The organism is Mycobacterium sp. NGS68 (assembly GCF_059812195.1).
In genome coordinates this window covers 155,278-167,108 of sequence record NZ_JCALCE010000006.1, presented here as the reverse complement: position 1 = coordinate 167,108, position 11,831 = coordinate 155,278, and the positions used below count along the sequence as shown (strand labels likewise).

The window sequence follows — 11,831 nt, the reverse complement described above, 5'->3', positions numbered from 1 at the left end:
CCAGCCGCGAGGGCGCTCCAATTTGCGGCAAATCCGCGTTTGCCCGTCATTTTGAGGCCCGTCGCGCGCCGGCAGCGCGCCCGACGCTCCCGGGCGCAAAAACTACTCGGACGAGCCAGGCTGCGGGACGCCGGAGCCGACGCGCGTGGCGGCGAGCTTGTCGAAGAAGCCGGAGCTGGGAATGCCGTCGGCGGGGACGTTCTCGCCCTCACGGGCGGGCGTATTGCGCAGGCCCGCGTCGCCGGAGTTGCCGGCCGCGCCGCCGCTCCGAACGGGCGCGGCTGCGGCGGCACCGATGGCGGGGGCGGGCGGGGCTGCGGCGGGCGTCGCCGACAGAGACGCGGGGATGCCCGTCGCGGCCGCAATGCTCGGCGCGACCGGCGCCACGGCACCGAGCGGGGTGGTGGCCAGGGCGCCAAGGGGCGTACTGGCCAGGCCGGAGCCGAGCAATCCCGCGCCGGCCACGTCGGGGGTGAAACCGCCGAGGGCCACGCTGCTGGAGTCGAGCACGGCCCGGTTGATGTTGGCCGTGCTCAGCGCGCCGGTGACGTTGTCGGTGCCGAACAGGCTGTTGAGGCTCTGCGTGGTCTGGTTCATCCAGCCGGTCTGGCCCAGCCCGGCGTTCCAGAAGCCGAGGTTGCTGGACCCGAAGTTGCCCAGGCCGGTGTTGAGGGCGCCGGAGTTCAAGATGCCCGTGTTTCCGGTTCCGGAGTTGAAGAAGCCGATGTTGCCGGTGCCGGAGTTGCCGAAGCCGATGTTGCCCTTGCCCGAGTTGCCGAAGCCGACGTTTCCGCTGCCGGTGTTGCTCAGGCCGATGCCGATCTTGTGGTTGCCGGTCAGGCCGAACCCGATGTTGCCCTCGCCGGTATTGCCGATGCCCCAGTTTCCGTTGCCGAGGTTTCCGAAGCCGACGTTGTTGTCGCCGCTGTTTCCCGCGCCGATGTTGCCCATGCCCAGGTTGCCGATGCCGAGGTTGGAAATGTTGAGGCCGGCCAGCACCTGGTCCCAGCTCGGCAGCCGCGACAGCAACGCCGACGCGTCGGCGTGGTAGGCGGACATGGCCGCGACGTCCATCGCCCACATCTGCTCGTAGGCGGCCTCGATGTCCGCGATCGCCGCGGCGTTCTGGCCCAGGAAGTTCGTCGCTGCGAGCACCCGCACCAACCCGCGGTTGGCGGCCACCACGGCGGGCTGCACCGCGGCCGTCAGCGCTGTCTCGAATGCGGCCGCAACGGCCTCCGCACGGGTGGCCGCACCCTCCGCCTGCGCCGCCGCCGCGCGCAGCCATGTCGAGTATTGGGCCGCCACGGCCATCATCGCCGTCGCGGAGGCACCCAGCCACGAGCTGTTGATCAAGTCGGATGTGACGGCCGCAAACGAGGCCGCGGACTGCGCCAATTCTTCGGCCAATCCGCCCCACGCCGTGGCAGCAGCAAGCAGCGGCCCCACTCCGGGGCCGGCCCACATGAGTGCCGAATTAATATCTGGCGGCAACCACGCAAAATGCGGGTTTGTCACTAACCCAAACTACCCGGCGGCGCGCCTTGCCGGGGCCGTTTCAGACGGACAGAGGGGCCGGTTGACGGCCGCGAATTAATTTGCCCGGACGGGCGTCGGTCGGCACCCCGTGCTCGGCGATCACCTGACCGGAGACGACGGTCGCGACGTACCCGTCGGCGGTCTGATCCAGCCGCCGCCCGCCGGCGGGCAGGTCGTAGGTGATGACCGGTTTGTGCAGCCGCAGCGCCGCGTGGTCGATGACGTTGAGGTCGGCTTTGTAGCCGACCGTGATGCGCCCGCGGTCCGCCAGCCCGGCGACGCGGGCCGGCACGGTAGTGAGCTCGCGGACGGCTTCGGGGACCGTGAACCGTCCGGACTCGCGATCGCGCGCCCAGTGCGCCAGGAAGAAAGTCGAGTAGCTGGCGTCGCAGATCATGCCGTAGTGGGCGCCGCCATCGCCGAGGCCGAGCACCACGTCCTCCCGATGCAGCAACTCGCCGACGGTGTCCAGCGAGTTGTTCTGCATGTTGCTGGTGGCGACCAGCAGCATGGCCCGGCCGTCTTCGTCGAGCATCCGGTCGTAGGCCTCCTCGACCGGCTCCACACCGCGAGCGCGGGCGCGCGCCCCGATGCTGTCCGACGGGTTCGGCTCGTAGTTCGGGGTGTCGTCCAGCGGGAAGATCCAGTCCCACATCTGGGCGGCGTAGAGGATCGGGTGCCCGGCGCCGGGCTTGTCGGCCAAGATGCGGGCACGCACCTCGGGCTTGCGCATCTCGGCGACGCGCTCGGCCAGCGGCAGGTGCGCGATCTCCTGGTAGCTGGGGTACAGCACGAACGGGTTGGCGGACAGCTGCAGCCCGATGATCAGCCCGATGGGCCGCGGCAGCAGCTGCGCGGTGACCCGGACCCCGTCGCCCGCGGCGGCGTTCGCCTTGTCGATCATCGTGATCGCGTCGGGCCAGGTGGGCTCGCCGGTGCTGGCGACCACCAGCGTGAAGGTGAGCGGCAGCCCGACGTCCTCGGCGACGTCGAAGACCGTCTGCAGCACGGGCTGGTAGCCCCCGGCCGGAATGTCGGGCACGAACTGCAGCAGCCCACCGCCGCCGTCGACGACGCCGCGGGCGATCTCCTCGATCTCCTCGCGGGCGGCGTCGTAGCTGGGGATCGGCGCACCGCTCTCGGTCTTGTGGATCATCAGGCGCGACGACGCGAAGCCGAGCGCGCCGGCCTCGATCGCCTCCTTGGCCAGCGCCCGCATCCTGGCGAGGTCCTCGTCGGTGGCCGGCTCGCGGTCCGCGCCGCGCTGGCCCATCACATACACCCGCAGCGGTGAGTGCGGCAGGTAGGCGGCCACATCGATATCACGCTGTCGCGACTCCAGGGCGTCCATGTATTGCGGGAACGTCTCCCACGTCCAGGGCAGGCCGTCGGTCATCACGACCCCGGGGATGTCCTCCACGCCGGCCATCACGTCGACGAGCACGTCGTGGTCTTCCTGCCGGCACGGCGCGAAGCCGACACCGCAGTTGCCCATCACCACCGTGGTCACGCCGTGCGCTGACGACGGCGTCAGGCGCTCCGACCAGATGGCCTGCCCGTCGTAGTGGGTGTGCAGGTCGACGAAGCCCGGGGTGACGAGCAGGCCGGTCGCGTCGATTTCCCGCTCGGCTGTGTCCCCGTTCACCGAGCCGACCGCTGCGATGACGCCGTCCTGCACGGCCACGTCGCCGACGTAAGGTTCTCCGCCCAGGCCGTCGACGATGGTGCCATTGCGGATGAGCAGGTCGTAGTGCATCTGACCAATCTCCTACTAGGGGCGGCTTTGGGCTGTTCAGAAGTGCCGAATGTATTACCAAGCTACCAGGAGAAACGCGCGTCGAATCGCCCGCGAGGCACGCCCTTCGGACTCGCTTCCAGACGCCTGGAAACCTCCTGTGTGGTTCGCAGAAGTGCACACAATCCCCACCCGCGGCGAGCACACTCGACCCATCGGAGAGGAGCGCTCCGAACTACGCACGGCGGGAGCGCGATGGTTGGCGCGGCGTCTCATCACGCGGGGTTTCTGCACAGCCTCGCGGCGCGCAGCACGCAGGCGGAGGACTTGGACGAGGAGAGCACCGACCTCGCCACCTACCGACGGTGTCTGGGCGAGCTTGCCGTCGTCAATCGCCTGACCTTCACCCACCATCCGACGGTGCGCTGGCTGGCGGGCGCGATCTGCGCATTGCCGGCCGGCGCTCCGGTCACCGTGTTGGACGTCGGGTACGGCCACGGCGACCTACTGCGCGCCATTGCCAGTTGGTCGCGACGGCGCGGGCTGCAGGTGCGACTGTCCGGCATCGACGTCAATCCGCGCAGCGCAATAGTCGCGCGGGAGGCGACGCCGCGGTGGATGGACATCGACTTCCGCACGGCCGACGTGTTCACGTATGTGCCCGACGCCCGGTCCGACTTCATCGTCAGTTCGCAATTCACCCACCACCTCGACGACGACGGCGTCGTCCGGTTCCTGAGTTGGCTCGACGAAAACACGACCCACGGTTGGCACAACGTCGACCTGCATCGTCATCCGTTGCCCTACTACTCCTTCCCGGTGCTGGCCCGCGCGATGGGCTGGCATGAGGTGATTCGGCGCGACGGCGTCATCTCCATCGCGCGCAGCTTCCGTCGCAGCGATTGGTGCGGCTACCTGGAGCGGGCCGGCCTGCAGGCCGAGATTTCCTGGAACCTGTTCCGGTTCTGTGTCAGCCGGGCCAAGTGCCCCCTGGCGTAGGGTCGCGTCTATGAGCGACGAAGCGGCCCGCGAACTGCTCCGGGATGCGTTCACCAGGCTGATCGAGCACGTCGACGACCTGACCGACGGCCTGCCCGACCAGCTGGCCGACTACCGGCCCAGCCCGGATGCCAACAGCATCGCCTGGCTGATCTGGCACAGCGCCCGGGTGCAGGACATGCAGCTCGCCGACGTCGCCGGCGTCGAACAGGTGTGGACCCGCGACGGCTGGGTGGATCGGTTCGCGCTGGACCTGCCGCGCAACGACTCCGGCTACGGGCACAGCGCGGCGGATGTCGCGAAGGTGCGGGCCTCCGCCGAGCTGCTCGCCGGTTACTACCACGCGGTTCACCAGCTCAGCCTCGAATACGTCGCCGGCGTCACCGCCGACGAGCTGGCCCGCGTCGTGGACACCAATTGGGATCCGCCGGTGACCGCCAGCGCGCGGCTGGTCAGCATCATCGACGACTGCGCTCAGCACCTCGGCCAAGCCGCCTACGTGCGGGGCATCGCGCAGTAGGACTTAGCCGTCCGATTTGAGCTGATGCCGGTGTTGTGGCCTCCATGAAGTTCACCGACCCGGTCACCGGTAAAGCCACCACCATTGGTGAGCAGCTAGAGCGAGCCCAGCAAGCATTGGATTCGTCGCCCGGATCGACGCCCGCCACTGGGTCCGCAAGCGATAGGGCCCGTCATTGGCTCGAAGGCTCGTTCTACACCGAAGTTCCCGCGGGCGGCGATGCCGGTTTTGCGAAAGCGGCCTGTGACAACAAGGACGTTTGGAACAGGTTCGACCTGACGGCGCCGCTGCTGGGCATCGCGGTTCCGCTCGATCGGGACACCGTCAGAAGTACGCCCCACTTTCTGCGGGGCGTCGGACGACAGATTTGCGCCTCCGTCGCGGCGGGCCCCGGGTTGGCCGAGGAAGTGCTCAGTAAGGACGAGGCCGAGGCCAAGAATGCGATGGCCAACCCGGATGCGGTTTTTCACAATGCCATTGCCGCAGCCCGCCAGTTTCTTCAGTCCGGAAACCCGGCGGAGCGCACTCCTGCCCAGAAGGAAGTGGCGGCACGGATGCAGCGCAGGGTGGATGCGCTGGCTGCCATGGTGCCGATCGAGTATGCCCGTTCGCTCAAGGCGGTCGTTGACACGAAGTGGGCGGCGGTCCACAACCAGTGCCCGACGCGCAGCTATGAATACCGGTCGAGCCACGGCGACACTTAAAGCGTGTCGACCAACGGCATCGCCAAGTAGGTGCGCGCAGTAGGTTCTAGGCGTGCGATTCGCGCTGACGCTGGTGTGCTGGCTGGCCACGACGGCCGCGCTGGCCGTGCTGGTCCCCGCGACCTGGTTGCAGAAGAACGTCGTGGACGTGGACGGCTATGCCGCGCTGGCCCGCGACGCCGCCGCCGATCCCGCGCTGCAGTCCGCGATGGCGGGTGAGCTCACCACGCGGGCAATGGCGCTGATCGCCGAGCGCGGCGGTCCCGCCGCGGACAGCGGGCGGGTGCACGACGTGATGGCCGCGTTCACCGCGAGCCCGGCGTTTCCGCCGCTGTTCGCCCAGGCGAACCGGGCCGCCCACGGCTGGCTGTTCGCCCGGCCGGGCTCGGCGGAGGGCGATCAGTGGGTGGTCGACCTGGCCCCGATGCTCAATGAAGGCCCCGTGAAGCGGATGCTGAGCGACTACCAGGTGAAGGCGCCGACGAAGCTGGCCGTGCCGCTGACCAGCACGTCGGTGTCGCTGCCCAGCACGTCGGGATCGCTGCGGCAGGGCGAGCTGAGCGAGCTGGGCACCTGGGGCCCCTGGGCGACCATCGGCGCCGGGGCGGTGGCCGCGTTCTGCGGGTTCCTGCTGCTGCTGGCGGCCCGACGCCGGGGCAAGGCGCTGACCAGCATCGGCGTCTCGGTGCTGCTGATCGGCGGAATGGGCTGGGCGGCCGTAGAGGTCGGCAAGCGGCGCTTCAACACTGCGCTCAACCGAACCACCGCCGACATCCGTCAGGTCGCCGACGTCATGGTCCGCCACGCCGAGGCGAGCATGCACGAATGGCTCAATCTGACGCTGGTCGCGGGTGCGGCGTTGGTCGGGCTCGGCCTGATTGTGGCCGTCATCGGCGGCCTGCGGAACCGGTCAGCCTAGCGGCAGCTTGGCCAGTATCGAGCCGGTCGGCTGCGGCGAGCCCGTGCCGGGCTCGGTGGTGAACGCCAGCGCGGTCGAGCCTCGGAGGTCGCGGACCGTCGCCTTCGTCGAGGGCGCCACATCCGCGGGTCCCATCGTGCCCGCCGACGTCGGCTGGCCGTCGGGACCCATGAGCCACATCTGATAGACGGTGCCCGGCGCCGGCGGCGGCACGTTGTTCATCACCAACATGCCCGCGTTGCGGTCGTGGGAGAACATGAACGTCGCGGTTCCGGGCCCGAGCGGCCCGGAGATGGTCCGCAGGTCCGGGGCGGCCATAATCTGCTCGGCCATCGTCGGCGACGGCGCCGGCCGCGTCAGCACCCCGAGGCCGAACGCCGCCAGCCCCACCACGATCGCCGCCGCCGCCGCCAACGCGGCCGTCCGCCAGCGCCTGGCCTGAAGCCGCGCCGGCTCGGTCGCGGTCAGCACGCCGGCCCGCAGCCGCGCCGGTGGGTCGACTGCCGTCACCGCCGAGAGCACCGCCATCACCTCGCGCACAGCGCGCACCTCGTCCTCGAACGCGGCCGCGACCGGTGACGCCGCGACGCGACGCTCGATGTCGGCCCGTTCGTCGGCGGACACCGCGTGCAGCGCGTACGGCGTCGCCAGCTCGAGCAGGCCGGGGTCGTCAGGTGCGGTCATGACACGTCCAGACAGTTGCGCAGGCCGCGCAGCGCGTCGCGCATGCGGGACTTGACCGTCGAGAGGTTGGCCGCCAGCCGCCGCGACACCTCGGCGTACGTCAGCCCGCCGTAGTAGGCCAGCTCGATGCATTCGCGCTGGGCCTCGGTGAGCCCGCCCAGGCATTCGCTGACGCGGCGCCGCTCGTCTTTCGACAGGGCCGAGTCGGCGACGACATCGGTGGCCGGTTCGACCGTGGTGGCGCCGTACCGCGACTCCCGGCGGGTGCCGGCCTCCTCGGCCCGCACCCGGTCGATCGCCCGCCGGTGCGCCATGGTCAGCAGCCAGGACAGGGCGGATCCCTTGGCAGAGTCGAATCCCGACGCCGTCCGCCACACCTCGAGATAGACCTCCTGCGTGGTTTCCTCGCTGTAGCCGGAGTCACGCAACACCCGGATCACCAGTCCGTACACCCGGCTCTTGGTGAGGTCGTAGACGGTGGCGAAGGCGTCGCGGTCGCCACCGGCGACCCGTCGCAGCAAGGCGTCCAGGTCGTCGCTCAGCTGTGGCGGTCGGGTCATTGCCCGCCAGCCTATCGCCCGCGCGCGCCCAAATTGCCACGTCAGTCACCTTCGCGGCGGCCGCGGCACAAAATACGACGTGCGTCCCTGGTATTCGGCAAAGCCGGGCCGGCCCCGCATGTACTTCTCGGTCAGCCGGGCCCCGCTCACCCGCACCAGGAAGTAGCTCATCACCAGCGGCGAGCCCACCGTGGCCAGCGCCGGCCAGCCGTTGACGCTGACCAGCCACAGCCCCCACCAGACGCAGGCGTCGCCGAAGTAGTTGGGGTGGCGCGTCCAGGCCCACAGGCCGCGGTCCATGATGGTGCCGCGATTGCCCGGGTCGGCCTTGAACGCCTGCAGCTGATGGTCGCCGACCGCCTCGAAGGTGACCCCCAGCAGCCACACCGCCAGGCCCAGCGCCGTGACCAGCAACAACGGCCGCGGCGTCGGGGCCGTCACCGCCGAGAGTTGCAGCGGCAGCGAGATGAACCAGCCCAGGAAGCCCTGCAGCACGAAGATCTTGCGTACCGCCTGGGCGGGTGTCGCGTCGCGCAGCAGGTCGGCGTAGCGCCGGTCCTCGCCCTTGCCGACCGTCTTGCGCTGGATGTGCCAGCTCAGCCGTAGGCCCCAGATCGCGGTCAGGGCGAACAGCAGCCACCGCCGGGCCGGGTCGCCGTGGCCGAGCGCTGCGGCGACGGCGGCGACGACGACAAAGCCCACGCCCCACGCCACGTCGACGACGTTGTAGCGCCCGATCCGCCGGGCGATCAGGCAGGTCACCGTATGCACGACGACCAGCGCCAGCGCCGAGGCGCCCGACACCACCGCCAGGTTCATTCCCGTACCTCGCGTTCGAACGTCCACTGGTACACGTTCAGATAGCCGGACCGGAAACCCGCCTCCGAATAGGCCAGGTACAACTCCCACATCCGCCCGAACACCTCGTCGAAGCCCAAGTGCGCCAACACATCCGAGCGCTGCGTGAACCGCTCCCGCCAGAGCCGCAGGGTTTCGGCGTAGTGCGGACGCAGCGAGGCCATGTCGACGGTGCGTAACCCGGTGCGTCGCGCCGTGATACCGGCGATGGCCTGGGTGGACGGTAACAGCCCGCCGGGGAAGATGTACTTCTGGATCCAGGTGTGCGTGTTGCGGGAGGCCAGCATCCGGGCGTGCGGCATGGTGATCGCCTGGATCGCCACCCGCCCGCCCGGGCGCACCAGCCGGTCCAGCGCGGTGAAGTACAGCGGCCACGAGTGGTATCCGATGGCCTCGATCATCTCGACCGACAGCACGGCGTCGTGTCGGCCCTCGTCGTGGCAGTCGCGGTAGTCGCACAGGTCGATGCGCACCCGGTCGGATAGGCCGGCGTCGGCGACGCGCCGGCGGGCCAGCCGTTGCTGCTCCACAGAAAGGGTGACCGAGCGGACGTGCGCGCCGCGGGCTGCGGCGCGCAGGCACAGCTCGCCCCATCCGGTGCCGATCTCGAGCACCCGGCTGCCGGGCCCCACCCGCGCCAGGTCCAGCAGCCGGTCGATCTTACGGTGTTGCGCCGCAGTCAAATCCGGCCACGCGGCGGGCAGCTCGGTGAACAGCGCGCTGGAATACGTCAGGGTCGAGTCCAGGAACTCGGCGAACAGCTCGTTGGACAGGTCGTAGTGCCGGGCGATGTCGCGGCGGGCCTGGTCGCGGTCGGCTCCCCGCCAGCGCGGCCGGAAGGCCGGGCCGAGCGGCCGCAGCCAATGCAGCCCGCGCGGCACCAGGTCGGCGACCGACTCGGCGAACACCGTCAGCAGTCCGGGCAGGTCGTTCGACGACCACTCGCCGGCCATGTAGGACTCACCGAAACCGATCAGGCCGTAGCGACCTATCCGCCGCGCCATCGCGTCGGGGTCGCGGATCAGCAGCGTCGGCAGCGTCGGGTCGGCCGCGCCGACGGTCTCGCCGTCGGGGTAGACCAGCCGCATGGGCAGGCGGGCGGCCGCGCGGCGGAGCAACCGCTCGGCGATCAGCGCCGACGCCGCCGCCGCCGGGCCCGACGGCACCCTCGCGACCGCGGGCCAGCGCTGCGGATCTATTGGCGCTGAGCGTGTTTGGAGCGATTCCAGGCTCATCGGGGCACCACCGGAAGCCCACGTAGCCACAACTTGATCCCCTGTAGCCGGATGCGTGCGGCCACCACCAGCGGCGCCAGCGGCGAAGCGAGTTGCAGGAACGTGACCTCCCGGACGGTTGCCGGACGCCGCCGTCCGCGCAGGTTGGCCGTGAACGCCGGGCGCTGCTCGCGGTGCAGCGCGACGGTGATATCGACCTCGCTGCCGGGAAGCGGCGCCCGCACCCGGTAGTGGCCGTCGACCGGGTTGAACGGTGAGACGTAGAAGCTCTTCGCGGCCGTCACGGGCCGGTCCGCCGGCGGCAGCAGGTAGGCGTGGCGCTCGCCGTAGGTGTTGTGCACCTCGGCGATCACGTGCCGCAGCGAGCCGTCACCGTCGTGGCACCAGAAGACGCTCAACGGGTTGAAGACGTAACCCAGAACCCGTGGCTGCAGCAGCGCGGTGACGCGGCCGTCGGGCGCGGCCACGTCGCGATCGGCAAAGAACGCGTCCAGTCGCTCGCGCAGCGACCCCGCCTGTGAACCAGCGCCCGCGAAGTGGTCGTCGGCGCTGAACCGCGCGAACGGCCGCAGCCACCAGGGCAGCCGGGGGAGGTCGTCGACGTCGACATACCAGCTGTAGCTGCGGTATTCGAACGCGTGGCGCACCGGCGTCTGCCGGCAGTGCGTGATCGTGGTGCGGTAGATCGCGGGTGTGGTCAGCATCCGACCACCGCTTCCCGTTGCCGCGCGTGTGCCGGGGCGGGCCAGTCGGCGCCGAGCCGGTGCGCCGCGCGCAGCCCCGAGGCGGCGCCGTCCTCGTGGAATCCCCAGCCGTGGTAGGCGCCGGCGAAGACCACCCGATCGTCGTCCAGCGTCGGCAATGCGCATTGGGCGGCAACCGATTCCGGCGTGTACAGCGGGTGGCTGTAGGTCATCTCGGCGATCACCGAGCCCGGGTCGACGCGGCCTTCGCCGCCGAGCGTGACCAGATACCGTCGGTCGCCGGCCAGCCGCATCAGCCTGCTGACGTCGTAGCTGACCACCACGTGGTCGCTGCCGGGAGTCACCAGGTAGTTCCACGACGCGCGGGCGCGTGGGCGCCGCGGCAACACCGACTCGTCGGTGTGCAGCAGGGCGCGGTTGGTCGAATAGCCGATCGAGCCCAGGACGTGGCGCTCCCAGGCGTTCGGCCGGTCGAGCAGCAGCAGCGCCTGGTCGGGATGGACGGCGACGACGGCGGCGTCGAACAGCCGCGCCGGATCGCCGCCCGCCTGCACCAGCACGCCGCCCGGGGACCGTCGCAGCGAGTGCACCGGCGTCCCCGTCGACACCTCGTCCAACCGGGCGGCGACGGCCTGAACATAGGTGGCCGAGCCGCCCGTCACGGTCCGCCACGTCGGCGAGCCGAAGACCGACAGCATGCCGTGGTGATTCAGGAAGACGAACAGGTACCGGGCCGGGTAGCGCAGCGCGTCGTCGGCGGCGCACGACCAGACCGCCGCCACCAGGGGCGTGACGAAGTAGTCGACGAAGTACGACGAGAACCGGTGCCGGCTCAGGAAGCTGTCCAGCGTCTCCAGTGTGTCGCAGGCCTTATCGGCCAGGACCCGCTGCGCGGCGCGGTGGAAGCGGACGATCTCGGCGAGCATCAGCAGGTAGCGCGGCCGCAGCGACTGCCGGCACGCGAACAGCCCGCGCGCGCCGAGCGCCCCGGCGTACTCGAGCCCGGCCGTGCCGTCCGGGTTGTCGGCCCGCACCGACATCGACATCTCGGACTCCTGCGTGTCGATGCCCAGGTCATCGAACAACCGGCACAGCGTCGGGTAGGTCCGGTCGTTGTGCACCAGAAAAGCCGAGTCGACGGCCGTGACGCCGCCGTTGCCGTCGTCCACGAAGTGGGTGTGGGCGTGCCCGCCGAGCCGAACGTCCGCCTCGTACAGGGTGACCCGGTCCTGGCCGGACAGGACGTACGCGGCGGTCAGGCCGGCCACGCCGCTGCCGATGACGGCTATCGAGCGCCCAAACTTCCGTTGCACGCGAGGTATTCGCGGCTGCGGGGCCGCCGGATGGGCCAACCCCCCTGGCAGATGCTCTCGC

The 11,831-nt window shown here is 70.2% G+C and carries 12 protein-coding genes; 4 read left to right on the top strand and 8 right to left on the bottom strand.

The features are described from left to right. Nucleotides 1-102 precede the first annotated feature (102 nt). Both AC5Y5V_RS09655 and AC5Y5V_RS09650 read right to left on the bottom strand, forming a co-directional pair. The gene (locus AC5Y5V_RS09655; RefSeq protein WP_499933335.1) at nt 103-1,518 is read right to left on the bottom strand and encodes a PPE family protein; all 1,416 of its coding nucleotides are present in this window, start codon (nt 1,516-1,518) and stop codon (nt 103-105) included. 40 nt (nt 1,519-1,558) lie between these two features. Further along, on the bottom strand, nt 1,559-3,295 hold the full coding sequence (locus tag AC5Y5V_RS09650; protein ID WP_499933333.1) for an N-acyl-D-amino-acid deacylase family protein: 1,737 nt from the start codon (nt 3,293-3,295) through the stop codon (nt 1,559-1,561). A 234-nt stretch (nt 3,296-3,529) separates the two neighbouring features. Between AC5Y5V_RS09650 and AC5Y5V_RS09645 the strand changes: the two genes are divergently transcribed. Genes AC5Y5V_RS09645 through AC5Y5V_RS09630 form a run of 4 tightly spaced genes read left to right on the top strand, consistent with a single transcriptional unit; the run spans nt 3,530 to nt 6,416 of the window. Beyond that, complete coding sequence (locus tag AC5Y5V_RS09645) at nt 3,530-4,273, top strand: methyltransferase domain-containing protein (RefSeq protein WP_499933331.1); 744 nt, start codon at nt 3,530-3,532, stop codon at nt 4,271-4,273. 10 nt (nt 4,274-4,283) lie between these two features. Further along, nucleotides 4,284-4,793 (top strand): mycothiol transferase, encoded by a 510-nt coding sequence (locus tag AC5Y5V_RS09640; RefSeq protein WP_499933329.1) that lies wholly within the window; start codon nt 4,284-4,286, stop codon nt 4,791-4,793. A gap of 44 nt (nt 4,794-4,837) precedes the next feature. Continuing rightward, nucleotides 4,838-5,497 (top strand): hypothetical protein, encoded by a 660-nt coding sequence (locus tag AC5Y5V_RS09635; protein ID WP_499933327.1) that lies wholly within the window; start codon nt 4,838-4,840, stop codon nt 5,495-5,497. A gap of 52 nt (nt 5,498-5,549) precedes the next feature. Continuing rightward, a complete protein-coding gene (locus AC5Y5V_RS09630; protein ID WP_499933325.1) occupies nt 5,550-6,416 on the top strand; it encodes a hypothetical protein in 867 nt (288 codons plus the stop codon). On the opposite strand, the gene AC5Y5V_RS09625 is transcribed toward AC5Y5V_RS09630, so the two are convergent. From AC5Y5V_RS09625 to AC5Y5V_RS09600, 6 genes are read right to left on the bottom strand one after another with little or no spacing between them, the layout of a single operon-like run. After that, the gene (locus AC5Y5V_RS09625; protein WP_499933321.1) at nt 6,408-7,100 is read right to left on the bottom strand and encodes an anti-sigma factor; all 693 of its coding nucleotides are present in this window, start codon (nt 7,098-7,100) and stop codon (nt 6,408-6,410) included. The two genes, AC5Y5V_RS09630 and AC5Y5V_RS09625, sit on opposite strands and share 9 nt — an antisense overlap. Then, nucleotides 7,097-7,660, bottom strand: coding sequence for a sigma-70 family RNA polymerase sigma factor (locus AC5Y5V_RS09620; RefSeq protein ID WP_499933319.1), 564 nt, complete (start codon nt 7,658-7,660; stop codon nt 7,097-7,099). Before AC5Y5V_RS09620 ends, AC5Y5V_RS09625 begins: the two co-directional genes overlap by 4 nt. 45 nt (nt 7,661-7,705) lie before the next feature. Further along, the gene (locus tag AC5Y5V_RS09615; protein ID WP_499933316.1) at nt 7,706-8,479 is read right to left on the bottom strand and encodes a DUF1295 domain-containing protein; all 774 of its coding nucleotides are present in this window, start codon (nt 8,477-8,479) and stop codon (nt 7,706-7,708) included. Beyond that, nucleotides 8,476-9,753 carry a class I SAM-dependent methyltransferase gene (locus AC5Y5V_RS09610; protein ID WP_499933313.1) on the bottom strand — a complete coding sequence of 426 codons (1,278 nt, stop codon included), beginning with the start codon at nt 9,751-9,753 and terminating at the stop codon, nt 8,476-8,478. Before AC5Y5V_RS09610 ends, AC5Y5V_RS09615 begins: the two co-directional genes overlap by 4 nt. Then, the gene (locus AC5Y5V_RS09605; protein ID WP_499933310.1) at nt 9,750-10,457 is read right to left on the bottom strand and encodes a DUF1365 domain-containing protein; all 708 of its coding nucleotides are present in this window, start codon (nt 10,455-10,457) and stop codon (nt 9,750-9,752) included. The genes AC5Y5V_RS09610 and AC5Y5V_RS09605 overlap by 4 nt, the downstream gene beginning before the upstream one ends. After that, on the bottom strand, nt 10,451-11,770 hold the full coding sequence (locus AC5Y5V_RS09600) for an NAD(P)/FAD-dependent oxidoreductase (RefSeq protein ID WP_499933307.1): 1,320 nt from the start codon (nt 11,768-11,770) through the stop codon (nt 10,451-10,453). Before AC5Y5V_RS09600 ends, AC5Y5V_RS09605 begins: the two co-directional genes overlap by 7 nt. Nucleotides 11,771-11,831 lie beyond the last annotated feature (61 nt).